The organism is Nocardia sp. NPDC057227, assembly GCF_042669725.1.
In the GTDB taxonomy this organism is placed as follows: Bacteria; Actinomycetota; Actinomycetes; order Mycobacteriales; family Mycobacteriaceae; genus Nocardia; species Nocardia asteroides_A.
On sequence record NZ_JBHUXA010000001.1, the window covers coordinates 60433 to 85409 of the forward strand.

Sequence of the window (24977 nt, forward strand, 5' to 3'; positions counted from 1 at the left end):
TTATATAAGTCAAGAGTGAATTACACCCCCTTGGGCGCCTGCTGCTTCATGAAGCCGAAGAGGTACCCGGCGACGCGGCGCATCTGGATCTCCTCGGCGCCTTCGGTGATCCGGTAGCGGCGGTGGTGCCGGTAGATGTGCTCGAAGGGCTTGTGCCGGGAGTAGCCGAGCCCGCCGTGTACCTGCATGGCGCGGTCGGCGGCTTCGCAGCAGAGCCGGTTGGCCCAGTAGTTGCACATGGAGACCTGAGCGGAGACGGTGAAGGCGCCGTCGCGGTCCATGGTCCATGCGGTCTTGTGGATGAGCGCGCGCAGCATCTCGCACTGGGTGTGCAGCTCGACCAGCGGGAACTGGATGGCCTGGTTGGCGGCGAGCCGCTTGCCGAAGGTGCGGCGCTGGTTGGCGTAGGCGACGGCCTCGTCGATGCAGTACTGGGCGGCGCCGAGGCTGGCGGCGGCCTGGCGGATCCGGTTCTCGTTGAAGAAGTGCTGCACCACGGCGAGGCCGCGGCCCTCGCGGCCGAAGATCGCCGAGTCCGGCACCCGCACGGCGTCGAGGGAGATGCGGGCGTGGTCGGTGGGCATGTTGAAGGTCCAGAGGAATTCCTCGACGGTGAAGCCGGGGCTGTCGACCGGGACCAGGAAGGCGGTGATGCCGGTGGCGTCGCCGGGTGCGCCGGAGGTGCGGGCGAAGATCAGGTCGGTGTCGGCGCGGTGGATGCCGGTGTTCCAGGTCTTGGCGCCGGTGATGACCCAGTCGGCGCCGTCGCGCACGGCGGTGGTCTCCATGTGGGTGGCGTCGGAGCCGTGATCGGGTTCGGTGATGCCGAAGGCGAAGCCGCGGTCGCCGGTGGCGAGGTCCTCGAGCCATTCGGCCTGCTGTTCGGGGGTGCCGTATTCGAGCATGAGCAGCAGTCCGACGTTGTTGCCGACGACGGCGTGTTCGTTCTGCAGGTCGCAGTGCAGCCCGAGGCCCTTGCGGGCGAGGTGTTCGCGGATGACGGCCATGTCGAGGTTGCCGCCGCCGCGGCCGCCGTGCTCGACGGGGAAGGGGTAGCGCAGGTGTCCGGCGGCGTCGGCGCGGCGGCGGGCCTCGTCGAGCAGCGCCTCCCATTCGGCGTTGGGCAGCCCGTCGCGGTCCCAGTCGGTGCGGGCGTCCTCGCGGCGGTGGTCGAAGAAGCGGTTGTTGTCGCCGGTGTGCTGCAGCGGGACGATCTCGCGCTCGATGAATTCGTCGAGTTCGGCGAGGTAGGCGGTGAGCGCGGCGGGCAGCTCGAAATCCATGGTGTTCCTTCCTCAGGTCGGCCGGGTCTGCATGAGCAGGTCCCATTCGATCTCCGGGATGCGCCGCCCGCTGGCGGCCATCACGATGTCGCGGACGCTGCCGTCGGTGTGCGCGGCGGCCTGCCCGGCCAGCCCGATGCCCCAGGCCAGCGTGGCCAGCGTCTTCCACCAGCGGAAGCGGTCGGGGTCGAAGTCGCCGCCGGCCTCGGTGTAGCCGCGGACGAAGGGGTCGCGTCCGGCGAAGCCGCCGAATTCGCGGTCGTCGGCGCCGAAGCGCCACATGCGCAGGGCGGCCCAGGCGGCGTCGCGCATGGGGTCGCCGTAGCGGTGCGCGCCCTCCCAGTCGAGGACCGCGCGGATACCGTCGGGGCCGATGACGAGGTTGCCGTTGCGCAGGTCGGTGTGCAGGATCGCGGGGCGCGGGGGCGGGGCGGGGACGTCGCGGGCGAGGCGGCGCAGCGCGAAGGCGAAGGCGGGGCGGTCGGCGAGCAGCGCGGCGACGCCCTTCTCGGCTTCGGCGAGCGCGGCTTCGGCCGGGTTCGCGCCCGCGGTGCCCGGCAGCTCGGCGGGGGCGAGCGCGGGGTCGACGGCGTGCAGCCGGGCCATGGCGTGGCCGAGCTGGGTGGCGATGCGTTCGCCGTTGCCCTCGGCCGCGACCAGCCGCAGCACCCGGCGCGGGACGGTCTCGCCCGCGATCCGGGCCGAGAGCAGGAAGGGCTCGCCGACGATGGCGGGGTCGGGGCAGACGCTCACCAGCTCCGGGACGGCGACCCCGGCGCTGCGGGCCAGCTCGCGCACGGCGGCCTCGGCGGTGACCGGGAGCAGCTGGATGCCCGCGGGCACCAGGGTGGCGACCAGGGCGAGCGGGCGCCCGCCGACGGTGGCGTCGACGGCGACATTGCGGCGCCTGGCCCCGGCCGAGAGCGGGTGGACGGCGTCGACGGTGGCGGGTTCGCCGAGCGCCGCGCTCAGGTGCCGGGCGAGCCCGGCGGCGAGGTCGGGGCTCATTCGCCGGTCCAGGCGTCGTAGCCGGGCTTGGCGATGGCGAGGTCGGCGCGGGCGATCTCGACCAGGGCGGCCCATTCGGCGTGCTCGTCACCCGCGGGAAGCGCTGCCAGCGCCCGCTGTTCGCGTTCGGCGGCGGCCGGGCCGAGCTCGGCTTCGCGGGCGAGGATGCGGGCCAGGTTGGCCCCGACGCGGGCGCGGTGCCGCAGCTCCGGCGGGAGCGCGGGCAGGAGCACCTCGCCGAGCAGTTCGGCCAGGTCGTCGAGGAGTTCCCGGGCCGAGGGACGGTACTGCATCCGCGCCGCCTTCCGTCACGTCGTCGTGGCGTTCGTACCGTAGCGCATCCTACGGAGGTTGTGCGGGCAGGTGCTGTCAGTTGCCACGCCGGTCGGCGAGATGCATTGCGTGCGAGGGATTTCCGGTGCGGCCGGTCAGCGCGCGATTTCCGATTCGCCGGTTTCACACCCCCCGGCCCGGGTAGTTGCCGGACCGTAACCAGGAGACGGCGCCGACACTCGCAGGCCGACGGCGCAATACCGGTCACCGCGGCAGCGCAGCGGTTACCGTTGCGCCCGATATTTCCTTCTCGCTCCACCGATCACGTCCGATCGCTCCCTTGCCGCGCGCGTCCGGCGGCAGCCACGCACGAGGAGGCCCGATGAGCACGATGTCCGGAACACGCCAGGCCGCGGTCGGTTCGCCCGTCCCGCCGGGACCGCCGGACACCCCGGGCCCGGACGGGTCCCGGCTGCACATCGCGCTCGTCGCCCCGCCCTACTACGAGGTGCCGCCCAGCGGCTACGGCGGGGTGGAGGCGGTGCTCGCCGACCTGGCCGACGCGCTGGTGGTGCGCGGGCATCGGGTGACGCTGCTCGGCGTCGGGCGTCCCGGGACCAGCGCCCGCTTCGTCGCGGTCTCCGACACCCCGGCCGCGGCCCGGCTCGGCGAACCCTTCCCCGAGGTGGTGCACGCACTCGCCGTCCGGCGCGCGATCGAACAGCTGCACGCGAGCGATCCGGTCGACGTCATCCACGACCACACCTTCGCCGGCGCGCTGAACGCGCCCGCCTTCGCCCGGCTCGGCATCCCGGCGGTGATCACCGTGCACGGCTCGGTCGATTCCGAGCTGGCCGACTACTACCGCGAGATCGGCGACAGCGCCGGACTGGTCGCGATCAGCGACCGCCAGCGGGCGCTCGCCCCCGACCTGAACTGGGTCGGGCGGGTGCACAACGCGCTGCGCCCGGCGGACTGGCCGTTCGAGCCGGTCAAGGGCGACTACGCGCTGTTCCTGGGCCGGTTCTCCCCGGACAAGGGGCCGGATCTGGCGATCCGGGCCGCGCACGCGGCCGGGGTGCCGCTGGTGCTGGCGGCCAAGTGCAGCGAGCCGATGGAGCGCCGCTACTTCGAGCAGACCGTGCGCCCGCTGCTCGGCCCCACCGACACCCTGGTCGGCGAGGCCGACGCCACCGCCAAACGCAGGCTGCTGGCCGGGGCGCGCTGCCTGCTGTTCCCGGTGCGCTGGGAGGAGCCGTTCGGCATGGTGCTGATCGAGGCGCTGGCCTGCGGCACCCCGGTGGTGGCGCTGCGCGCGGGCGCGGTGCCCGAGATCCTCACCCACGGCGTGACCGGCATGATCGCCGACGACCCCGCCGAGCTGCCCGCCGCCCTGCACCGGGTGACCGCGCTCGACCCGCGCGACTGCCGCCGCGCCGCGGAGACCAGGTTCGGGGTGGAGCGGCTCGCGGCGGGCTACGAGCACGCCTACCGCGCGGTGCGCGCGCGCCGCGCGGCGGCTCCGGTCGGTGCCCGCGCATGACCGAGCCGCAGACCCTGCCGTACCGCGGCGAGCTGCCCTTCGACGCCAGCCCGCAGACGGTCACGCTGGTGGAGGCGACCACCTTCTGCGCCTCGGACCCGCGCGGCGACATCGGCGGCGCGGCGGCCGGGCTCTACTACCGCGACACCAGGCTGCTGTCGCGCTGGGAGTTGCTGGTCGACGGCCACCCCGCCGAGCAGCTCGCGCTCGACATGCCGGGGCCGGACGAGGCCAGGTTCGTGCTGCGGGTGCCGCCGCGCAGCGGGCTGGCCGACAGCACGCTGCTGATCGAGCGGCGCAGGCTGGTCGGGGAGGGGCTGGCCGAGACCATCACGGTGCGCAACCTCGGCCACGAGGACACCGTGCTCGGGCTGGTGCTGCACGCCGACGCCGACTTCGCCGGGCTGCTCGCGGTGAAGCAGGGCCGCGCGCACCAGGTTCCGGTGGAGGCGACCCCGGCCGAGCACGAGCTGCTGCTGCACGACCAGAGCGGCACCGGGCACGGGGTGGCGGTGCGCGCCACCGGCCCGGCCCCGGTGATCGTGCCCGGCCAGCTGCAGTGGCAGGCGGTGGTGCCCGCGCAGGGCGAGTGGGAGACGCGGCTGCTGGTGCAGCCGATCAGCGGGCACCGCCGGGTGGAGGTGACCTGCCTGGACCGCTGCGCCGAGCACCCGGCGAGGCACTGGCGCGCCACCCCGACCGCGCTCACCGCGACCGCGCCCGCACTGGATCTGGTGCTGCGCCGCACCGACACCGACCTGGGCGCGCTGCGCATCGAGGACTCCGCGGCAGGCGCGGGCTATGTGGCGGCGGGCGCGCCCTGGTTCATGACGCTGTTCGGCCGCGACAGCCTGCTCACCTCCTGGATGACGCTGCCGCTGGACCACGGGCTTGCGCTGTCGACGCTGCGCGAGCTGGCCGCGACCCAGGGCGCGCGGGTGGACGCCTTCACCGAGGAGCAGCCGGGCCGGATCATGCACGAGCTGCGCCACGGCGGCCGGGACTGGCACGACGCGGTGACCTACGGCTCGGTGGACGCGACCCCGCTGTTCGTGGTGCTGCTGGCCGAGGCGCGGCGCTGGGGCGCCCCGGACGCCGAGGTGGAGGCGCTGCTGCCCGCGGCGGACGCGGCGCTGCGCTGGATCACCGAGTACGGGGATCGCGACGGCGACGGGTTCGTCGAGTACCGGCGGCTCTCCGATCAGGGGCCGGTGAACCAGGGCTGGAAGGGCAGTTTCGACGCGGTCACCGATGCCAGGGGCCGCCCGGCCGGGCCGTCGATCGCGCTGGCCGAGGTGCAGGGGTATGTGTACGCGGCGTACCTCGCGCGCGCGGAGCTGGCGGCGGCGTTCGGCGATGCCCGCACCGGCGCGGTGATGTGGGCCGCGGCCGAGGAGCTGCGGGCGCGTTTCGACGAGGCGTTCTGGATTCCCAAGCACGGCTGGTACGCCTTCGGCCTGGACGGCGACAAGCAGCAGGTCGACGCGCTGACCAGCAATGCCGCCCAGTGCCTGTGGACCGGGATCGTGGCCGACGAGCGCGCCGAGGAGCTGATCGACCGGCTCGCGGGCCCGGCGATGAACAGCGGGTTCGGGCTGCGCACGCTGGCCGACGGGATGGGCGCCTACAACCCGATGAGCTACCACAACGGCTCGATCTGGCCGCACGACACCGCGCTCGCGGTGGCGGGGCTGGCCCGCTACCGGCACGTGAGCGGGGCGGCGGAGCTCGCGGAGTCGCTGGCGGCCGGGCTGCTGGACGCCGCGGAGCGTTTCGGCGGGCGGCTGCCCGAGCTGTTCTGCGGGTTCCCGCGCGCCCGCTTCGACCCGCCGATCCCGTATCCGGCGGCGTGCTCGCCGCAGGCGCTGGCCAGTGCGGCCCCGCTGCTGCTGGTCCGCGCCCTGCTGGGCCTCGAGCCCGACCTGCCGCGCCGAACCCTGCTGCTCACCCCGCGGCTGCCTGCGGCCTGGGGCGAGGTGCGGCTGACCGACCTGCGCCTCGGCGGGGCGAACGTGCACGTGATCGCGCGCGGTGACACCGCCCGGGTCGAGGGGCTGCCCGCGGGCTGGCACCTCGACATCCGCTGAGGATCAGACGGTCTTCTCCCCGGCCGGGGTATCGGTGGCGTCGTCCGGTCTCCCGGCTCGGGAGGGGTTGTTGTCGGTGGCTTCGGGGGCCGGTTCGGTGACGACGTCGATCTGCTCGCCGAGGTAGCGCACGACCACGGCGACGATCGCCACGACCGGTACCGCGAGGAAGGCGCCGACGATCCCGTAGAGGGAGCTGCCCGCGGTGACCGCGAGCAGCACCACCACCGCGTGCAGCTTCATGCTGCGGCTCTGCAGCACCGGCTGCAGCACGTTGCCCTCCAGCTGCTGCACCGCGATGATGATGCCGAGCACGATGAGCGCGGTGGTGAAGCCGTTGCCGACCAGCGCGACCAGCACCGCGAGCGCGCCTGCGACGAAGGCCCCGACCACGGGGACGAAGCCGCCGATGAAGGTGATGACGGCGAGCACCATGGCCAGCGGGACGCCGAGGATCACCAGCCCGGCACCGATGAAGATCGCGTCGATCAGGCTGACCAGCGCCTGGGTGCGGATGAAGCCACCGAGGGTGACCCACATCCGGTTGAGCACCTCTTCGACGTGGCGCCCGCTGCGGCTGCCGAGCAGCAGGTGCAGCCAGGGCAGGAACCGCGGCCCGTCCTTGATGAAGAAGAAGACCAGCACCAGCACCAGGAAGATGCCGATGAGCGCGGAGGTGGCGGTGGTGACACCGGTGAAGACCCCGCCCGCGATCTGCTCGGCGCTCGATTGCAGCCGCTGCACGATGGCGTCGACCGCCGAGTCGAGCTGTTCGTCGCGGACCCGCAGCGGCGGCCCGCGCAGCCAGTCGCGCACCTGGTTGACGCCCTCGGTGGACTTGTCGCCCAGGTCGGGGGCCTGGTCGACGACCGAGGGAACGATCAGCGCGATCACCCCGGCCAGGACGCCGATGAAGCCGAGCAGCGAGATGGTGGCGGCCAGCGCGGGCCGCAGCCCGTGGTTGACCATCCAGCGGGTCGGCGGCCAGAGCACGGTGGCCACGACGATGGCCATCGCCACCGGCAGCAGGATCACCCAGAACTTGGCGATGAGGTAGCCGAGCACCCAGGCTCCGGCGGCGACCGCGACCAGGCACAGCGACCACTTGGCCAGCCAGAGGAAACCCCGGCCGATCACCTCGCCCCGGTCACGCGCCTGCTCGGGCTTTCGGGTGCCGTGTTCGACGGCGTCTTCCGCGCTCACGCGGCCAGTTTCGCACGAAGGGGCGCGAATCCGCGCCGGGCCGGGTCGGGTTGTCTGGTCACGGCTGCCGCGATGCCCGCTGGCGGTGCGCGCAAACGTGGCCGGTCCGGTGAGAACGGCACGCGCACATCGAATTCCGTCCCGGCGTGTGCTGCGCCACGCCCGGGCGGTGTTTCGGTTTCCGACAGGGTTGACGGAAAGATTGCGGGGCAATCACGAATCACGGCCGGGCGGCGTCCCGGCACCGGGCCCCGACGGGCCCGGCGGAGCTGGAAGGACGTGGGAGGAATGGCGCGCCGGGAAGCGGAGTTGGTGGCGGCATTCGTCCGCCTCGCGGACACACTGGTCGACGACTACGACCCGATGGACCTGGTGCAGTACCTGCTCGACCGTGCCGTCGAGCTGCTGCCGCCGGCCGACAACGGCGCGGTGCTGCTGGTGGACGAGCACGGCGACCTGCAGGTCTTCGCCTCGACCGACGAGACGGCGCGCTGGCTGGAGCTGCTGCAGCTGCAGTCCCGCAACGGGCCGTGCCTGGAGTCCTACCGGACCGCCGAGCGGGTCGTCACCGAGGACCTGAAGCGCGACCGGGAGCGCTGGCCGGAGTTCGCCGACACCGCCTACGAGCAGGGGCTGCGCTCGGTGTACGCGCTGCCGCTGCGGCTGCGCGACGACCGCCTCGGCGCGATGAACCTGTTCAGCACCGACCCCGAGACCCGGCTGTCCGACGACGATCTCGCGGTCGGCCAGGCGCTGGCCGACATCGCCGCGATCGCGCTGCTGCGGGCCAGGCAGCTGGCCGACACCAGGACGGTGAACAACCAGCTGCAGACCGCGCTGCAGTCGCGGATCGTGATCGAGCAGGCCAAGGGCGTGCTCTCGGCGCAGGGCGAGCTGCACCCGGAGACGGCGTTCGCCGCGCTGCGCGGCTACGCCCGCCACCACCGGCGCCGGCTGCCGGAGCTCTCCCGCGACGTGGTGGAGCGTTCGGTGGACGCCGCCGAGGTGCTTGCCTTCGCCGCGGCGCGCTCGGGCGAGCGGTAGCGGTCAGGGCAGCGGGTGCTCGTCGTCGTCGGCGCGTTCGTGCACGGTGAGCAGCAGGTGGTCGAACCGGGTGCGCAGCGCGACGTCGGCGTCGGCGCTCGCGACGAGCTCGGCGATCAGCCGCGCGGCGAGCGTGCGCAGTTTGACGTTGGTCTCCTGGGAGCGCCAGGCGAGCACCCGGAAGGCCTGGTCGGCGCTGATCCCGTAGACCAGCATCATGGCGCCCTTGACCTGTTCGATGGCGGCGCGCGATTCGTAGAGCTCGGGCAGCACGCCGTCGAGGGTGGCCTTGCGGCTCTCGGCGAAGGTGTCGGTGACGTCGATGTAGTAGCCGCCGGTGCCGAGCACGGTGCCGTCGTCGCCGGTCAGGTGGTCGCCGACGACGAGCACGTGGCGCACCGTGCCCGCGCGGTCGATGATGCGGTGGCTGCTGCAGAAGGGCTCGCCGGTGTCGATGCTGCGGGCGATGGTGGCGGCGACCTGGTCGCGGTCGTCGGGGTGTTTGTGCGAGAGCAGCAGCTCGGTGGTGGCCTGCACGGCGCCGTCGGCGTAGCCGTGCATGGCGGCGACCTCGTCGGACCATTCCCACCGCTGGTCGGCGAGCCAGAACCGGAAACCGCCCGCGACCTGGGCGCGGCCGCCGCCGAGCAGCTCGGCGCCCCCGGGCAACCCGTCCTCGGCCGCCGGCGTGCGCAGCGCGGCACCGAGCACGACGGCATCACTGTTCGCCTGGTCCATACCCCTACCTCTTCCGACGAAATCGATTCGCCGCAGGCCACCGGGGTCTGGGGTAGCGCGTGACGCCGAACAGAATATCCAATGCCGGTGACAGGCGGGGTGCGGGGGCACCGGTGTTGATCTTGAAACCGTCCGGTACTTCCGATCGGGGTGATCGCACCGGCGGCACCGGGGCCGCGCCGGATGGTAGGAAAGGGGACGTGTCCGCAACTGGCGATCCCTCCGGCCCCCCTCCCGACTCCAGCGCCGTCGCCGAGGTCGTCGACCTGGTCAGCGCGCTGATCCGCTTCGACACCTCCAATACCGGCGAACTGGCCACCACCAAGGGCGAGGCCGAGTGCGCGCGGTGGGTGATCGAGCAGCTCGAGGAGGTCGGCTACACCACCGAGTACGTGGAGTCCGGCGCGCCGGGCCGCGGCAACGTCTTCGCCCGGCTGCCCGGCGCCGATTCCTCGCGCGGCGCGCTGCTGATCCACGGCCACCTCGACGTGGTGCCCGCCGAGGCCGCGGACTGGAGCGTGCACCCGTTCTCCGGCGCGGTCCGAGACGGCTACGTGTGGGGCCGCGGCGCGGTCGACATGAAGGACATGGTCGGCATGTCGCTGGCGCTGGCCCGCCAGTTCCGCCGCGAGGGAACGGTCCCGCCGCGCGACATCGTCTTCGCCTTCCTCGCCGACGAGGAGAACGGCGGCAAGTGGGGGTCGCAGTGGCTGGTCGAGCACCGCCCCGACCTGTTCGACGGCATCACCGAGGCGGTCGGCGAGGTCGGCGGCTTCTCGCTGACGGTGCCGCGCCAGGACGGGAGCGACCGCCGCCTCTACCTGGTGGAGACCGCGGAGAAGGGGCTGGGCTGGATGCGGCTGCGCGCCAAGGCGCGCGCCGGGCACGGCTCGTTCCTGCACGAGGACAACGCGGTCACCATCCTGGCCAGGGCGGTGGCGCGCCTCGGCACGCACACCTTCCCGCTGGTGGTCTCGGATTCGGTGGCCGAGTTCCTGGCCGCGGTGAGCGAGGAGAGCGGCCTGGAGTTCGATCCGGCCGGCCCCGACATCGAGGGCAGGCTGGCCAAGCTGGGCACGATCTCCCGGATCATCGGCGCCACCCTGCGCGACACCGCGAACCCGACCATGCTCAGCGCAGGCTACAAGGCCAACGTGATCCCGCAGACCGCGGAGGCGGTGGTGGACTGCCGGGTGGTGCCGGGCCGCCAGGCCGAGTTCGAGCGCGAGGTGGACGAGCTGATCGGCCCGGACGTGGAGCGCGAGTGGATCACCAAGCTCGACTCCTACGAGACCACCTTCGACGGGCACCTGGTCGACGCGATGAACGCCGCGGTGCTGGCACACGACCCGAACGGGCGCACGGTGCCCTACATGCTCTCCGGCGGCACCGACGCGAAGGCCTTCGCCAAGCTCGGGATCCGCTGCTTCGGGTTCGCGCCGCTGCGGCTGCCGCCGGAGCTGGATTTCACCGCGCTGTTCCACGGTGTGGACGAGCGGGTGCCGGTGGAGTCGCTCGAATTCGGCACCCGGGTGCTGGAACACTTCCTGCTGCACAGCTGAACCGAACGAGAGAGGACCGCATGACCAACAACCCGTACGACGCGCTGCCCGATGTCCCGTCCTTCACCGTCACCTCCGACGACATCGCCGACGGCGAGAAGTTCGGCAACGACCAGGTGAGCGGGGTGTTCGGCGCGGGCGGCCGGGACATCTCGCCGCAGCTGTCGTGGTCCGGTTTCCCCGAGGGCACGAAGAGCTTCGCGGTCACCGTGTACGACCCGGACGCCCCGACCGCGTCCGGGTTCTGGCACTGGGCGGTGGCCGACATCCCGGCGGGCACCACCTCGATCCCGTCCGGGGCGGGCAGCGGCGAGGAGGGCGGGGCCGTCCCGTCCGGGGCGATCACGCTGCGCAACGACGGCGGTTTCGCGGGCTATGTGGGCGCGGCCCCGCCTGCGGGCCACGGCCCGCACCGCTACTTCGTCGTGGTGCACGCGGTGGACGTGGAGAGCCTGGGCATCCCGCCGGAGGCGAGCCCGGCGTTCCTCGGCTTCAACCTGTTCTCGCACACCCTGGCCCGCGCGACCCTGGTCGCCACCTACGAGCAGTAGCCGCGGCAGCGGCCCCGGACCTGCTGTCCGGGGCCGTTTTCGCGCGCGGGTCAGACGGCGACGACCCGCCCGCCCGGCTCGGGGCCGTAGAGCGCGGTGATCTCGGCGGCGTAAGCCTTGGCGATCGGGACCCGCTTGAGCGACATCTTCGGGGTGAGTTCCTCCCCGCCGGGCTCCCAGACCCGGTCGACGACGGTGAAGCGCTTGATCTGCTCGACCCGGGAGAGCTTCCGGTTGCCCTCGGCGACGGCGGCGCGGAGCTCGTCGATGATCTCGGTGCGGGCGACGAGGGCGGGCAGCTCCTCGCCGGTGGCGTCGAGGTCCTTGGCGCGCAGCGCGAGCACGTCGGGGTCGACCATGATGAGCGCGGTGATGTAGGGCCTGGCGTCGCCGACGGCGACGATCTGCCCGACCAGCGAGCTGGCGGCCTTGACCGCGTTCTCGATGTTGGAGGGGGCGATGTTCTTGCCGGCCTCGTTGATGATGAGTTCCTTCTTGCGGTCGATGATCCGCAGGTAGCCGTCGTCGTCGAGGCTGCCGACGTCGCCGGTGTGCAGCCAGCCGTCGGCGTCGATGGCCTCGGCGGTCTTGTCCGGCATGTTGCGGTAGCCGCGGGTGACGATCGGGCCGCGGATCAGCACCTCGCCGTCCTCGGCCAGTTTCAGCTCGACGCCGTCGACCGCGCGCCCGACCGAGCCGGGGCGCGGGTTGTCCAGGTCGGTGAAGGTGCCGACGCCGGTGGTCTCCGACATCCCCCACACCTCGGAGACCACGAACCCGAGCCCCAGGTAGTACTCGAGGGTCTCCGGCGGGATGGGCGCCGCGCCGGAGGAGGCGACGCGCAGCTGGTCGAGCCCGAGCGCGGCGCGCAGCTTGGCCAGCACCAGCTTGTCGGCGACGGCATGCTGAGCTTTGAGCAGCGGCGAGCGGCCCTTGCCGCCGAGATCGGCGCGGGCGGCGGCGATTCCGGTCGTGATGGCCCAGTTCGCGAGCGACCGCTTGAGCGGGCTCGGTTCGGCGGCGAGCTTGCCCTCGACCCCGGCCTTGATCTTCTGCCACACCCGCGGCACGCCGAAGAAGGTGGTGGGGCGGGCGTCGGGCAACGCGGCGGCGATCTCGCGCGGGTCGGGAACGGTGGTGATCTGCACGCCGGTGAGCAGGCTGATGGCGTGCCCGGAGATGCGGTCGGCGACGTGCGCGGCGGGCAGGTAGGAGACGGCGCGGTCGTCGAACCCGACCTTCAGCGGGCCGCTGAGCAGCGCGATGATCTGGGCCAGGACGTTGCGGTGGCTGATCTCCACGCCCTTGGACGGCCCGGTGGTGCCGGAGGTGTAGATGAGGGTGGCGAGGTCGTCGGCGCGCACGGCCTGCCAGGCGGCGTCGAAGTCGAAGCCGGGCTCGGGGTTCGCCTCCAGGTCGGCGAGGGTGATCGCGCCGGTCGCCGGGCCGTCAACCACGATCAGGTGCTCGACCGGGGTCTGCACCGCCGTGATGACCGGCAGGAACGCCTGCTCGGTGATGACGACCCTGTTCCCGGCGTTGCCGAACTGGTGCGCGATCTGCTCGGTGGAGCTGGTGTTGTACACCGAGAACGGGGTGGCGCCCAGGTGCAGTGCGGCGGTGTCGACGAGGTTGAACTCGGGCCGGTTGGTGAGCATGATGCCGACGGTGTCGCCGCGGGTGACGCCGAGCCGCGCGAGCCCGGCCGCGAGCACCCGCACCCGTTCGGCGTACTGGCCCCAGGTGATCTCCTGGGTTCCGCCGACGGTGCGCAGCGCCACCTGGCCGGGGCGCAGCTTCACGGTCTCCTGGAACGCGGCGGGCACGGTGTAGACGGTGGCGCCCGATTCGTGGGCGAAGCCGATCTCCGGTGTAGTCATAGTCGTAGTTCCCGATCGTCGAGCGTGGCCACACGCGGCCCCTGACACAGTGGCGATGATCGTCTGTCACCGTGTCAGGGTTCAGGGTGCGCGGAAGTGGTGTGGGTCACGTCGATCGTAGCGGGTGTGCTGCCCGGATCGTCCCTATTCCGGGAGGAGGTGGTGGCGCTTGACCCGCTTGGCGGTCAGGTAGTGGCGGGCGGCCTCCGAGCGCGGCTCGGTGTGCAGGGGAACGACCACGACCTCGATGTGCGCCTCCTCCAGCGCGGCAACCTTGTCCGGGTTGTTCGTCATGAGCCGGACCCGGTCGAGCCCGAGCGCCGCCAGCGCGTTCGCGGCTACCTTGTAGTCGCGGGAGTCCTCGTTCAGCCCGAGCCGGTGGTAGCTCTCGAAGGTGTCGAGGTTGTCGCGCTGCCCGAGCCCGAGCCCGCGGGCCTTCATCGACAGCCCCGCGCCGCGCCCCTCCTGTTCCAGGTAGACCAGCACCCCGGCCCCCTCGGCCTGGATGAGGTCCATCGCGGCCTCGAGCTCGGGGCCGCAGTCGCAGTCCTCGAAGCCGAGGACGTCGCCGTAGAGGCAGCGCGAGTGCAGCCGGACGAGGCAGCCGTTGGTGGCGGCGCCGAAGACGAGCAGGTGCCCCCCGTTGATGGCGTCCGCTAGTTCGATGACGCGGACGTCGAGTTCGTTCCCCTTGCGCGAGCTCCGATGTGCGGCCTCGGGCCGATCACACGCGGTCATGATCAATGCTTCCTCCGAAGCGGTCGGGGATCGTTGGCGGGCGGGGCAAACGTACATCACGCGGAATCGTCCGGCCTGTCCACGAACCGATCGATGGCCGCCCTGCCCGGCATGGCCTCGGGGACGTCGCCGGCGAAGGACTGCGTGGCGGCCATCGCGGCGCAGATCCAGTGGAAGTCGGGCTCGCCGCCGGTGCGCACCCACTGGTGTGCGAGCGCCCCGCAGAACGCGGCGTGCGCGCCCGGCGCGTCGTCCATGGCGGCGAGCCGGGGCCGGGGGATGTCGGCGGGGCCGTGGATGCCGCGCAGCCGGCAGGTGAAGCCCTCGATCGCGCAGACCGTGCCGACGCCGAGGGCGAGCAGCTTCGGCGCGGTCTCGGCGTCGAAGACGCGCAGTGCTTCGTCGGGGGTGTACCTGGTCGCGGAGACCAGGCGGCTGAGCTGCCAGGTGCTGCCGACGACGTACTCGACGCCGTCGAGGAACTGGTAGAGCCGGGCGGGCCGGTCGTGCGGCGGCGCGGCCTGCAGCACCCGGGCGGGGGGCCGGGGGACTTCGCGCAGGATCGTGAGTGCCTGCTCCACGACGGGCAGCGGTGCCTCGAGGGTCATGATGACCACGTCGGAGCTGACCAGCGTCGCGGCCACCTCGGGGTCGAGCAGGTCGCGCGGGGTGAACTGGATCTGGTTGCCTTCGGCGCCGATCGCGCTGGTGCTGCCGCCGGGGGTGACGATGAGCGCGGCCACGTCGGTGCCGGCGTCGCGGACGATCTTCATCATCGAGGTGTCGACGCCTTCGCGTTCGAGCAGGGCGACGATGCGCCGTCCGGCGTCGTCGTCGCCGACGGCGGCGAGCAGCCGGGTGTTCATGCCGAGCCGGGAGGCGGCGACGGCCCGGTTGAGCCCCTTGCCGCCGAGGCGTCGTTCGAAGCGGCCGCTCGCCGAGCCGCCTGCGACCGGCAGCCGGTCGACGCGGTAGAGGTGGTCGACGACCGCGTTGCCGAGGACCGTGACCGTGCCGGTGGTGCCGAACCGGTCGGCGATCTCGTCGGCCTGCTCCGACACCCGCTCCATCGAGTATCCCCGGCCGTTGCGCACCGGGTCGTCGACCAGGGCCGCGGCCAGCGCGGTGAACGCCCGCCGTTCGGGGGAGGCGCGCAGGGTCCGGACGCTCGGGGCCGACGGCGTCGGCCCGGCGCCGAGCACGGTGTGCAGCTGCGTCCATGCCTCCGAGAGGTAGCCCCGCCGCTCGCCGAGGTCGCCCGCGTAGAGCCGGGCGGTGTCGACCTCGTCACCGGCGATCAGCCCCAGCGACAGCGCGGCATCCACCACGAGCCGATCGGTGGGCGGAAGCCGTTGCGCCACTTCGCGAACGACCGGCAACACCGCTTCGGCCGAGTCGATCCCCGCGCGGCGCGCATAGGTACGGATGGCGGGCAGCTCGAGCAGGGGGGAGACGTCGATCTCGGTGGTGCGGACCCGCTCCGCGCTGAGCCCCGACCGTTTCCCGAGCCGGGTGAGGATCTGCCGGACAGCGATGACCTGTCCGTCCAGCGGGCCGTTCACCGGCCTCACCTCCCGCCACCGCCGCTTTCCACGCTACCGCGCCAAATGCCACAGTGCGTCCGCCCGATGACATTCGGGTGATCGCGGAGTGGCAACCGCGCCGTAATAGTGTCGCGCACAGCGGAATTCCACGCTGTCCATCCGGCCTGACAGCAGGTTTACCGCACTGTTCACATGTCAATTCCCATGACTCGACGGCAATTGACCGCCCTCGGCGGCAACTGTCACACTGGGATCGGCTCCTCCCCGTCGGGGACGAGGCCCGGAGGGGCCGATAAGGAGCGATCATGGCAGTCCACAGCACCGGCTCGAGGATGACCAGCGAGGTCACCCCGGAGTACGCCTACCGGGTGTACTCCGGTGACGGGAAGCCGTGGCGGCTGAGCTGGTGGCCGGGCAGGCCGCTCACCGAGGAGCAGGCGCTGGCGGGGATGGAGCTCGACGAGCTGGTGTCGAACTCGGCGCTGGTGCACGACCCGCTGGCGTTCGCGCTGATGCAGGAGCGGGCGCACCGGCTGGGAACGGTGTTCGCCCAGGCCCTGCTGCTGCTGGCCAAGGCGATGGCGGCGCGCGGCGCGGTGGAGATCACCCCGGGCGAGCAGGCCGACGGCCCGCGCGGCGGCGATATCGGGATCCCGCGCCGCCCGCGCGAGCCGGGCCCCGGCCGTGGCCTCGGGTACTGCATCGACCTGCGCAGGCCGCACACCGAGCCGCCGGTGGTGTTCCCGTGATCAGGCCGGGTCGAGGTGCTCCGCGCCGACGGCCTCGGCCAGGTCCCGGTACCCGGCGGCGCGCAGCCGGGCGGCGATCCCGCGGTGGATCCGCCGCGCCCAGAACGGGCCACCGTAGATGAACCCGGTGTAGCCCTGCAGCAGGCTCGCCCCGGCGAGGATCCGCTCCCACGCCTGATCGACGGTCTCGATCCCGCCGACCGAGACCAGCACCAGCCGCCCGCCGACCCGCCGGTGCAGCCGGCGCAGCACCTCGAGCGACCGGTCGGCCACCGGCGGCCCGGACAGCCCGCCCGCGCCGCAGGCCTCGACCTCGGCGGCGGGAGTGGCGAGCCCGGCGCGCTCGATCGTGGTGTTGGTGGCGACGATCCCGGCCAGCCCGAGCTCGATGGCGAGGTCCGCGACGGCGTCGATGTCGTCGTCGGAGAGGTCGGGGGCGATTTTGACCAGGACCGGAACGGTGACGGTGTCGAGCACCGCGCGCAGCAGCGGCCGCAGCGCCTCGACGGCCTGCAGGTCGCGCAGCCCGGGGGTGTTGGGGGAGCTGACGTTGACGACGACGAAGTCGGCGTGCGGTCCGAGCAGGGCGGCGCTGGTGGCGTAGTCGGCGGCGGCCTCGGCGGCCGGGGTCGCCTTGGTCTTGCCGATGTTGGCGCCGATCGGGACGCCGGGGCGGCGCGCGCGCAGCCGGTCGGCGGCCGGGGCGGCGCCCTCGTTGTTGAAGCCCATCCGGTTGATCAGGGCGCGGTCGGCGGGCAGCCGGAACAGCCGGGGGGCGGGGTTGCCGGGCTGGGCGTGCGCGGTGACGGTGCCGATCTCGGCGAAGCCGAAGCCGAGCGGGGCCCAGGCGTCGACGCCGTCGGCGTTCTTGTCGAACCCGGCCGCGAGCCCGAGCGGGGCCGGGAAGCCGACCCCGAACAGGGTGCTGCGCAGGATCGGGTCGTGCCCGGCCAGTACCAGGGCCAGCGCCCGGCGCAGCGGCGGAAACCGGGTCGCCCACCGCATGGTGGCGAAGGCGAGGTGATGGACCCGCTCCGGCGGAAGCAGGAACATCAGGCGCAGCAGCAGGCCGTACATCAGATCCCCGGTTCGGATTCGGGTAGCGCGGCGTTGCGGCGCCTGCGCAGTAGCACGCGGCGGCTGCCGTCGGTGTAGGCGCGCACCCGGGACAGCTCCCAGCCGCCGTACTCGGCCTGGATGGCCAGCCGCATGGAGGCGGTCACCCTGGTGACCTCGGGTGGCAGCCGCAGCGGCACGTACTCGTAGTCGTCGCCGCTGGTCTCCCAGCCCGCGGGGAGCGCGGTTCGCGAACTCCGATGCTTCGGCGCCATCACTGACCTCTCTTCCGATCCGTCGCGGCGATCCGCTGGACGCCGTCGCCGGCGGCCGATGCCACGAACAGGTCGCCGGTGCGCGCGTCGACGGCGAGCGCGTCCGGCTGCCGGACCGTCGGACGACGGTCCACTTCCACCGGTATCCCGGTGCCGAGGTCGAATCCGACGACCTCGTTGCTCTGCGTGCACGACACCCACACGGTGTCCGACCCGGCGCCGTAGGCGAGCGCGTAGGGCGCGGAGCCCACCGGGAAGCGCTGCCGCAGCACCAGCGGCGCGGTGGTGTAGACCAGCAGTTCCCCGTGGTCGGTGTCGGTGACCAGGACCCGGCCCAGCGGGTCGGCGATCAGGGTGGTGGCGCCGTCGCCCGCGCGCAGCCCGAGCCCGAGCCGGTCGGCGCCGGTGCCGAGCTCGGCGATCATGCTCTGCCGCCGGTCGAGCACGGCGACCTCGCCGCCGACGACGGCGAGCGCGTCGGCCGAGACCAGCCCGTCCGCGGTGGCGCGGGTGGCGCCGTCCGGGCCGAGGGTGCGGAGCTGCCCGTCGCCGGTGCCGACGACGAGGGTGTCGTCCGGGCCGGGCGCGACGCTGCGCACCTCGCCCTCGACCGGGATCTCGGTGCTCGTCCCGGTGCCGAGCGCGACCCGCACCACCGCGCCGGGCACCGCGGCGAGCACTTCGCCGGGGCGGCCGGGCACGAGCGCGGCGGCGGCGCCGGGCAGGGTGACGGTGCGGGCGACGGCGAGCGGGTCGGCGCCGGGATCGAGCACGTCGAGCCGGGTGCCGGCGGCGGCGGCGAGCAGCCCGCTGCCGGGATCGGCGGCGAGCAGCGAGTACGAGGAGCCGGCCAGTGCGGTGCGCCCGGCGGGCGGTACGGCGGGCACCGGCGCGGCGGCGGGGGCGGCGGGTTCGCGGGTGGGGACGTCGGGGCCGGCGGACTCGCCGGAGCAGCCGGTGAGCAATGCCAGCGCCACCAGCCCCGCCGCCAGTGAACCAACCGGACGCATCCGCCGCACTCCCTTTCCACCGCTCACCCGCGACACCGCCCCGGACCGATCACGGCCCGGGGCGAAACATCGGCCCCTCCGGGGCCGACATACGAGCAGACCGCATCGACCCATGATGACGCAACATCGCTGCGCCGACGCCCCGGCACCAGCTGTGTCGTCGCTTCCGGCGGGCCGACCGTCCGCTCCGGTGGTTACCGTGGAGGTGACCACCACCCGACCCAGGGAGACCCGGTTGCAGCCCGACCGATCATCCGGCTTCACCGTCGACGACCTCACCGTCGGCCCGTTCGCGCACGGCTTCGGCACCACCGCAGACGGTCACCCCTTCGCGTTCCGGACCGTCCGGTCCACTCTGTTCGTGGAAATATACCGGCACGACCCCGACCTGGCCGTTCCCGGCCCCGAGGACGTCCTCGCGGCCGCCGACACCCCGGTCACCGACATCGACCTCGACGACGAGCGCAGCGTCACCGCCCTGGTGCGCGACCTGCTGCCGCGCGCCGTCCCGGCGCCGGGCACGACCGCGGGCGAGCCCACGATCGTGCGTGCCCTTCTGGGACGGTTGGGGGCCGTCATCGACGGACGCTGACCGCATACGGTATCCCTGTAGGTGATGCTTCCCATACCGCACCGCCTCATCCGCCGCGCGTTCGGCGCCGCGCTGGCCGCCGCCGCCGCGTTCACCCTCTCCGCCTGCGGGGACGGCGTGGACGAGAGCGCCGTCGCCGCCGCCCGCTCCTCCGCCAACGCCGCGGTCACCTCCTCGATCGCGGCGACCTCGTCGGCGGTGGCGAACCGGCACATCCCGACCGCGCCCGAACTCGACGCCCGCATCAAGAGCGCCCTCGACCCGGCGCTACCCGACGCCGAGCGCACCGGCCTGATCGAGGACGGCGCCGCCTTCCGCGACGCCATCCCGGACATGTACAAGGCGCTGCAGGACAACCCGCGCGCCGTCTACGGCGTCACCGACCCGGTCTTCGACAACCGCGACGGCACCCTCACCGCCACCCTGCGCCTGGACAAGGACGGGACAGGCAGCAATATCCGCACCACCGTCGTGCACTTCGTCTACCTCGACGACCAGTGGAAGATCTCGCGCACCGACCTGTGCGGGATCCTGCGCTCGGCCGACTACCGCACCGCGGCCTGCGGCTGAGGCGCGGGTGCTGCACTCCGGCTTCCTGCGGTGGGGCAGGTTCGTCCACCGGCACCGCGTCGTGGTCCTCGCGCTGTGCGTGTTCGCCGTGCTCGTCACCGGCTGGTACGGCCGCGACCTCGGCGAACACCTGACCCAGGAGGGCTGGTTCGACGAGAGCAGCGAATCGGTGGCCGGGTCGAAGATCGCCGACGACACCTTCGGCCGCGACACCGACAGCGACCTCATCCTGCTCTTCACCGCCCCCGCGGGCAGCACCGTCGACGACCCTGAGGTCCGTGGCCCGGTCACCGCCGCGCTCACCGCGCTGCGCGCACAGCACCCCGACCGGGTCGCCAAGATCGACAGCTACTGGGACAGCCCGTTCGCCGCCTCCGCCACCGACGCCACCCGCACCGTCGCCTTCGCCGTCGTCGGGCTGCGCGAGGAGGGCACCGAGGCGATCGAGAACTTCCTCGCGCTCAAACCCGCGCTCGGCGCGGACGGCGACGGCACCGGCCCCGGCGGCACCACCGTGCAGCTGGCCGGGCTGCAACCGGTGGTCGAGGGCATCAACACCGGCATGCAGGACGACATCCGCCGCGCCGAGGTGATCGCGCTGCCACTGGTGGCGATCCTGCTGTACTTCGTCTTCGGCGGCATCGTCGGCGCGCTGCTGCCGGTGCTGATCGGCGGCATGACCATCCTGGCCGGGCAGGGCATCATGCGCGGGCTCACCGGCTACATCGACGTCAACGTCTTCGCAGGCGCCGTCGTCACCCTGGTCAGCCTCGGGCTCGCCATCGACTACGGGCTCTTCGCGGTCACCCGGTTCCGGGAGGAGCTCGCCGCGGGCCATACGGTCGAGGACGCGGTGGCCCGCACCGTCGCCACCGCGGGGCGCACCGTGCTGTTCTCCGCGCTGATCGTCGCGATCAGCCTCGGCGCGCTGTTCATCTACCCGAACGGGGTGCTGCGCTCGGTGCCCTACGGCGGCATCTCCTCGGTGCTGATCGCCGCCGTGCTCTCGGTGACCGCGCTGCCTGCGCTGCTCGGCATCGTCGGGCACCGCATCGACCTGTGGGGCTGGAAACGGTTCTCCCGCACCAAGACCGAAGCCCAGATCGACGCCGGGTTCTTCGCCCGGCTCGCCCGCTTCGCCATGCGCCGCCCGTGGCTGGTGATCGTGCCGGTGCTGCTCGGCATCGCCCTGCTCAGCACCCCGTTCCGGCACATCGAGTTCGGCGGGATCAGCGAACGCTACCTCGACCGCGAACACCCCGCCCGGGTCGCGCAGGAACGCTTCGACGACCTCTTCCCCGGGCTGCGGCTGGAACCGGTCAAACTCGTCGTCGTCGGCGCCGACCCGCAGCAGCTCGCCGACATCCGCTGGGCCGCCAACCAGGTCCCCGGCCTCACCGGCCGCTTCGAACCCGCCGCCGCCACCCGCGACGGGGTCAACGTGCTCAGCGCCGGGCTGCGCGCGGACCGCGACGCCGACCGGGTGGTCCGCGCGCTGCGCGAGATCCCGCAACCCGACGGCGTCCGCACCTACGTGGCCGGGGTGCCCGCGCTGGAACGCGACAGCATCAACGGCCTGCTCGCCGGGCTGCCCTGGCTGCTGCTGATCCTGGTCAGCGCCTCACTGGCCCTCATGTACGTCGCGTTCCGCTCCCTGGTGCTCGCGGTGAAGGCGGTGGCGATGAGCGCGCTCAGCCTCGCCTCCACCCTCGGGCTGCTGACCTGGCTGTTCGTCCAGGGCCACGGGTCGGAGCTGCTCCGCTTCACCCCCGGCCCGCTCATGTTCGCGGCGCTGGTGCTGATCGTCTGCGTGATCTTCGGGCTCTCCACCGACTACGAGGTGTTCCTGCAGTCCCGGATGACCGAGGCGCGCGCGGCGGGCGCCGACCCGCCCGAGGCCATCCGCTACGGCATCGCCCACACCGGCGGGGTGATCACCTCGGCCGCGGCCATCCTGATCGTGGTGACCGGCGCGTTCGGCTTCTCCGACCTGGTGCTCATGAAGTACATCGCCTACGGGATGATCGCCGCGCTCGTGCTCGACGCCACCGTCATCCGGATGCTGCTCACCCCGGCGGTGCTGAAACTGGTGTGGCGGCGCTGACCGCCCGCACCGGCAGCACCAGCTGCGCGCCGGTCACCGGGTGGTCGATCACCTCGACCGGGTGCCGGTAGACGGCGGTGAGCAGGTCGGTGGTGAGCACCGCGCGCGGCGCCCCGTCGGCGGCCACCCGGCCGTCGTCGAGGACCGCGACCCGGTCGGCGTAGGCGGCGGCGATGCCGAGGTCGTGCACCACGATCACCACTGCGGCACCGGCCCGCGCGCGGGCGCGGGCCAGGGTCAGCACGGCTTCCTGGTGGCCGAGGTCGAGGGCGGCGGTGGGTTCGTCGAGCAGCAGCGTCGCGGTGTCCTGGGCCAGCACCCGGGCCAGCGCGACCCTGGCCCGTTCGCCGCCGGACAGGGTCGGGAACGCGCGCCCGGCCAGGTGGCCGATGTCGGCCGCTGCCAGCGCGGCGTCGATCGCAGGCTCGTCGCCGAGGTCGCGGCCGGTACCAGCCCACGGGACGCGGCCCATCGCGACGACCTCGCGGGCGGTGAACGGGAACCCGACGGTGTGGCTCTGCGGCAGCACCGCGCGCCTGCGCGCCATGTCCAGCGCCGACCACGCGGTGACCGGGCGGCCGTCCAGCTCGACGGTGCCGGTGCTGGCGGGCAGCTCCCCGGCGAGCGCGGCCAGCAGGGTCGACTTGCCCGCCCCGTTCGGGCCGACCAGCGCGACCACCTGCCCGGCGGCCACCTCGAAGTCGACCTCGTGCAGCACCCTGCGCGGGCCGCGGGCGACGGTGACGCCGCGAGCGCGCAGGGTGACCGCGCCCGGTTCCGGGGGGCCGGGCAGGGGAGCGGTGCGCCCGAACAGGCGGCGCCGTCGCACCGCGCCCGCCGAGCCGGGCTCTGCCGAGCCGCGACTATCCGCTCCGGTGCCGCCGTCGCTCGCCATCTCCGCGCCCGGCCGGTCCACGCCGGGGACGGCACCGCCCGGACCGGGGTCCGCGATCCCATCCCGGCGCGGCTCCCCGCCGGGCGGGGTGCTCATGCCCATCCTCCCGAGCGGGCGCGGGTGCGGCGCAGCAGCCAGAAGAAGAAGGGGCCGCCGACCAGGGAGGTGAGCATGCCGAGGGGGAGGTCGGCGTTGCTGACCAGGGTGCGGGCCCCGACGTCGGCGGCGAGCAGCACCACCGCCCCGAAGATCGCGCTGAGCGGGATCAGCACCCGGTGCGCGGGCCCGACCAGCATCCGCACCACGTGCGGGACCACCAGCCCGACGAACATGATGATCCCGGTGAACGCCACCCCCGCGGTGGCGAGCAGCGCGACCACCGCGATCACGATCGCCCGCAACCGCTCGACGTCGACCCCGAGATGCCTGGCCACCGATTCCCCCAGCGCCAGCAGGTCCAGTTTCCGCGCCACCAGCACCGCCGCCGCGACCCCGAGCGTGGTGAGCGTTGCCACGATCCCGACCGCGTCCCAGGTGGCGCCGTTGAGGCTGCCGAGCTGCCAGAACACGATCTGATCGCGGGCGGCGGGCTGCGCCACGAACAGCAGGAACGCCAGCAGCCCACCGGCGAAGGCGTTGATCGCCACCCCCGTGAGCACCAGCGTCACCACCTCGGTGCGCCCCCCGGAGCGGGCCAGCAGGTATACCAGCATGGTGGTGGCCAGCCCCGCCGCGAACGCGGCCGCCGCCACCGACCAGGCCGCCACGAACGCGCCACCGACCACGATCACCGTGCCCGCGCCCACCGCCGCCCCCGCCGACACCCCGATCACGCCCGGCTCGGCCAGCGGGTTCGCGAACACGCCCTGCAGCAGCGCGCCCGCGGTGGCGAGCGCGGCGCCGACGAACGCCGCGAGCAGCACCCGCGGGAACCGCACCTCCCACAGGGTGACCTCGCCGGCCGGGTGCGCGGGCAGCGGGCCCAAGTCCAGCCCCATCCGATGCAGGACGCTGCCCGCGACCTCGGCCGGGGTGGTCGGCACCTGGCCGAGCGTGGCCGAGAGCAGCGCCAGCGCGACCAGGGCCGCGACCGCGACGATCGACACGATCGCGATCCGCGAAACGCCGCGGCTGCGCGGCACGACCGGGGCGGGGGAGTGCGGCATGAACGCCGCGGGCATCGGAGCAGCGGATTCGGTGCCGGGTTCTCGGCTCATGCGCCGTACACGGCGTCGCTGAGCGCCGCCACCACCCGGCCGGTGTTCGGCCCGAAGGACAGCAGCACCGCATCGGACATGTCGACGACGCGCCGGTCCCGCCCGGCCGGGGTCTGCGCGATCCCGGGCACCTTGGCGAGTCCGTCCAGCCCGCCGACCGACTGCAGCCCGTCGGTCATGACCAGGATGACGTCGGGCGCGGCATTGATCATGCCCTCGCTGGTGATGGCGGTGAACGGCTCGCTCACCCCGGCCGCGGTCCCGGCGTCCACCCCGCCGATCGCCGCGATCAGCGCGTCCGCCCCGGAGCCGGGCCCGGCGATCATGGTGATCGCGGTGGAGCGCAGGTACAGGAACGCGATCCGCAGCGGCGGCTCCTGCGCGGGCACCGCGGCCGTGGCGGCGGCGATCTCGTCGCGGGTGCGCCTGCCCAGCTCCGCGCCCCGCTCGGGAACGCCGAGCGCGGCGGCGACCGCCTCGATCTGCGGCACCACCCCGTCCATGGTGCGCTGCGGGTCGAAGTAGACCACCGCGAGCCCGGCCGCGCGCAGCTGCTCGCGCACCGCGGGCGCGGCGCTGGTGGTGTCGGTGAGGAACACCGTCGGGCGCAGCGCCAGAATCGATTCCACGTTCAGCGAGCCGCTGCCGCCGGTCACGTTCGGCACGTCCCGCACGGCGGGGAAGGCGGCCGCGGTGCTGCGCCCGACCAGGTTCGCGCCGAGCCCGAGCGCCCACACCGTCTGCGCCAGCGTGCCGTACCGGTCGGCGGCCACGATCCGGTCCGCGGAGCCGACGGTGACCTCGGTGCCGTCGAAGGAGCGCACCGTCACCGGCAGCGCGGGCGCGGGCGGCGGGGTGAACGGCACCGGATCCAGGTCGGTGAGCGACGCCGTCGCCGGGCCGCGCTGCCCGCCGGTCGCGCCGGCTCCGGTGTCCCCGCAGGCGGTCAGCCCGGCCGCCAGGAGCAGGGCGAGCACCGCCACCACGGCACGGATTCCCCCGGAACGACCACGACCGCCACACCTCATGCCGCCCAGGCTAGCGCTGCCCCCGCC

The 24977-nt window shown here is 73.3% G+C and carries 23 protein-coding genes; 9 read left to right on the plus strand and 14 right to left on the minus strand.

What is annotated here, in order from left to right; genetic code table 11:
* Positions 1 to 20: 20 nt before the first annotated feature.
* From ACFUJ1_RS00315 to ACFUJ1_RS00325, 3 genes are read right to left on the minus strand one after another with little or no spacing between them, the layout of a single operon-like run.
* Positions 21 to 1283, minus strand: coding sequence for an acyl-CoA dehydrogenase family protein (locus ACFUJ1_RS00315; protein WP_378640861.1), 1263 nt, complete (start codon positions 1281 to 1283; stop codon positions 21 to 23).
* A 12-nt stretch (positions 1284 to 1295) separates the two neighbouring features.
* Positions 1296 to 2291 carry a phosphotransferase family protein gene (locus ACFUJ1_RS00320; protein WP_378640863.1) on the minus strand — a complete coding sequence of 332 codons (996 nt, stop codon included), beginning with the start codon at positions 2289 to 2291 and terminating at the stop codon, positions 1296 to 1298.
* A complete protein-coding gene (locus ACFUJ1_RS00325) occupies positions 2288 to 2584 on the minus strand; it encodes a DUF6285 domain-containing protein (RefSeq protein ID WP_378640865.1) in 297 nt (98 codons plus the stop codon). Before ACFUJ1_RS00325 ends, ACFUJ1_RS00320 begins: the two co-directional genes overlap by 4 nt.
* Before the next feature lie 371 nt (positions 2585 to 2955).
* Here ACFUJ1_RS00325 and ACFUJ1_RS00330 point away from each other — a divergent pair, with 371 nt between their 5' ends.
* Together ACFUJ1_RS00330 and ACFUJ1_RS00335 are read left to right on the plus strand one after the other, a co-directional pair.
* On the plus strand, positions 2956 to 4107 hold the full coding sequence (locus ACFUJ1_RS00330) for a glycosyltransferase family 4 protein (protein ID WP_378641881.1): 1152 nt from the start codon (positions 2956 to 2958) through the stop codon (positions 4105 to 4107).
* Positions 4104 to 6194 carry a glycogen debranching N-terminal domain-containing protein gene (locus ACFUJ1_RS00335; RefSeq protein WP_378640867.1) on the plus strand — a complete coding sequence of 697 codons (2091 nt, stop codon included), beginning with the start codon at positions 4104 to 4106 and terminating at the stop codon, positions 6192 to 6194. Before ACFUJ1_RS00330 ends, ACFUJ1_RS00335 begins: the two co-directional genes overlap by 4 nt.
* 3 nt (positions 6195 to 6197) lie before the next feature.
* Here ACFUJ1_RS00335 and ACFUJ1_RS00340 read toward each other — a convergent pair whose 3' ends face one another.
* The gene (locus tag ACFUJ1_RS00340; protein ID WP_378640869.1) at positions 6198 to 7397 is read right to left on the minus strand and encodes an AI-2E family transporter; all 1200 of its coding nucleotides are present in this window, start codon (positions 7395 to 7397) and stop codon (positions 6198 to 6200) included.
* A 288-nt stretch (positions 7398 to 7685) separates the two neighbouring features.
* Between ACFUJ1_RS00340 and ACFUJ1_RS00345 the strand changes: the two genes are divergently transcribed.
* Positions 7686 to 8441 (plus strand): GAF and ANTAR domain-containing protein, encoded by a 756-nt coding sequence (locus tag ACFUJ1_RS00345; RefSeq protein ID WP_378640870.1) that lies wholly within the window; start codon positions 7686 to 7688, stop codon positions 8439 to 8441.
* A 3-nt stretch (positions 8442 to 8444) separates the two neighbouring features.
* Here ACFUJ1_RS00345 and ACFUJ1_RS00350 read toward each other — a convergent pair whose 3' ends face one another.
* Positions 8445 to 9179 (minus strand): PAS and ANTAR domain-containing protein, encoded by a 735-nt coding sequence (locus tag ACFUJ1_RS00350; RefSeq protein ID WP_378640872.1) that lies wholly within the window; start codon positions 9177 to 9179, stop codon positions 8445 to 8447.
* Between the two features lie 200 nt (positions 9180 to 9379).
* Here ACFUJ1_RS00350 and ACFUJ1_RS00355 point away from each other — a divergent pair, with 200 nt between their 5' ends.
* Both ACFUJ1_RS00355 and ACFUJ1_RS00360 read left to right on the plus strand, forming a co-directional pair.
* Positions 9380 to 10741 (plus strand): M20/M25/M40 family metallo-hydrolase, encoded by a 1362-nt coding sequence (locus ACFUJ1_RS00355; RefSeq protein ID WP_378640874.1) that lies wholly within the window; start codon positions 9380 to 9382, stop codon positions 10739 to 10741.
* A gap of 20 nt (positions 10742 to 10761) precedes the next feature.
* On the plus strand, positions 10762 to 11292 hold the full coding sequence (locus ACFUJ1_RS00360; RefSeq protein WP_378640876.1) for a YbhB/YbcL family Raf kinase inhibitor-like protein: 531 nt from the start codon (positions 10762 to 10764) through the stop codon (positions 11290 to 11292).
* Positions 11293 to 11342: 50 nt separating this feature from the next.
* Here the strand turns inward: ACFUJ1_RS00360 and ACFUJ1_RS00365 are convergent, their stop codons facing one another.
* The 3 genes from ACFUJ1_RS00365 to ACFUJ1_RS00375 form a co-directional block, all read right to left on the minus strand.
* Entirely contained in the window at positions 11343 to 13172 is a 1830-nt protein-coding gene (locus ACFUJ1_RS00365) for an AMP-dependent synthetase/ligase (protein ID WP_378640877.1), read from the minus strand.
* 144 nt (positions 13173 to 13316) lie between these two features.
* Entirely contained in the window at positions 13317 to 13910 is a 594-nt protein-coding gene (gene ribA / locus ACFUJ1_RS00370) for a GTP cyclohydrolase II RibA (protein ID WP_378640879.1), read from the minus strand.
* 56 nt (positions 13911 to 13966) lie between these two features.
* Positions 13967 to 15472, minus strand: a complete 1506-nt coding sequence (locus ACFUJ1_RS00375; protein WP_378640881.1) for a PfkB family carbohydrate kinase — start codon at positions 15470 to 15472, stop codon at positions 13967 to 13969.
* A gap of 287 nt (positions 15473 to 15759) precedes the next feature.
* On the opposite strand from ACFUJ1_RS00375, the gene ACFUJ1_RS00380 reads away from it, so the two are divergent.
* A complete protein-coding gene (locus ACFUJ1_RS00380; protein ID WP_378640883.1) occupies positions 15760 to 16203 on the plus strand; it encodes a hypothetical protein in 444 nt (147 codons plus the stop codon).
* Here the strand turns inward: ACFUJ1_RS00380 and ACFUJ1_RS00385 are convergent, their stop codons facing one another.
* Genes ACFUJ1_RS00385 through ACFUJ1_RS00395 form a run of 3 tightly spaced genes read right to left on the minus strand, consistent with a single transcriptional unit; the run spans position 16204 to position 18544 of the window.
* Positions 16204 to 17280: a quinone-dependent dihydroorotate dehydrogenase gene (locus ACFUJ1_RS00385; protein WP_378640884.1), complete on the minus strand. Its 1077-nt coding sequence runs from the start codon at positions 17278 to 17280 to the stop codon at positions 16204 to 16206.
* Complete coding sequence (locus ACFUJ1_RS00390) at positions 17280 to 17534, minus strand: DUF5703 family protein (RefSeq protein WP_067651050.1); 255 nt, start codon at positions 17532 to 17534, stop codon at positions 17280 to 17282. Before ACFUJ1_RS00390 ends, ACFUJ1_RS00385 begins: the two co-directional genes overlap by 1 nt.
* Positions 17534 to 18544, minus strand: a complete 1011-nt coding sequence (locus tag ACFUJ1_RS00395; protein ID WP_378640886.1) for a YncE family protein — start codon at positions 18542 to 18544, stop codon at positions 17534 to 17536. The genes ACFUJ1_RS00390 and ACFUJ1_RS00395 overlap by 1 nt, the downstream gene beginning before the upstream one ends.
* A 205-nt stretch (positions 18545 to 18749) precedes the next feature.
* Between ACFUJ1_RS00395 and ACFUJ1_RS00400 the strand changes: the two genes are divergently transcribed.
* Genes ACFUJ1_RS00400 through ACFUJ1_RS00410 form a run of 3 tightly spaced genes read left to right on the plus strand, consistent with a single transcriptional unit; the run spans position 18750 to position 21810 of the window.
* Positions 18750 to 19136, plus strand: a complete 387-nt coding sequence (locus ACFUJ1_RS00400) for a hypothetical protein (RefSeq protein ID WP_378640888.1) — start codon at positions 18750 to 18752, stop codon at positions 19134 to 19136.
* A 24-nt stretch (positions 19137 to 19160) separates the two neighbouring features.
* A complete protein-coding gene (locus tag ACFUJ1_RS00405) occupies positions 19161 to 19706 on the plus strand; it encodes a hypothetical protein (RefSeq protein ID WP_378641883.1) in 546 nt (181 codons plus the stop codon).
* Positions 19707 to 19713: 7 nt separating this feature from the next.
* Positions 19714 to 21810 (plus strand): MMPL family transporter, encoded by a 2097-nt coding sequence (locus tag ACFUJ1_RS00410; RefSeq protein ID WP_378640890.1) that lies wholly within the window; start codon positions 19714 to 19716, stop codon positions 21808 to 21810.
* Here ACFUJ1_RS00410 and ACFUJ1_RS00415 read toward each other — a convergent pair.
* From ACFUJ1_RS00415 to ACFUJ1_RS00425, 3 genes are read right to left on the minus strand one after another with little or no spacing between them, the layout of a single operon-like run.
* Complete coding sequence (locus ACFUJ1_RS00415) at positions 21773 to 22801, minus strand: heme ABC transporter ATP-binding protein (protein ID WP_378640891.1); 1029 nt, start codon at positions 22799 to 22801, stop codon at positions 21773 to 21775. The genes ACFUJ1_RS00410 and ACFUJ1_RS00415 overlap by 38 nt on opposite strands.
* Positions 22798 to 23886 carry a FecCD family ABC transporter permease gene (locus ACFUJ1_RS00420; RefSeq protein ID WP_378641884.1) on the minus strand — a complete coding sequence of 363 codons (1089 nt, stop codon included), beginning with the start codon at positions 23884 to 23886 and terminating at the stop codon, positions 22798 to 22800. The genes ACFUJ1_RS00415 and ACFUJ1_RS00420 overlap by 4 nt, the downstream gene beginning before the upstream one ends.
* Before the next feature lie 32 nt (positions 23887 to 23918).
* Entirely contained in the window at positions 23919 to 24950 is a 1032-nt protein-coding gene (locus ACFUJ1_RS00425; RefSeq protein WP_378640893.1) for a hemin ABC transporter substrate-binding protein, read from the minus strand.
* Positions 24951 to 24977: the final 27 nt, after the last annotated feature.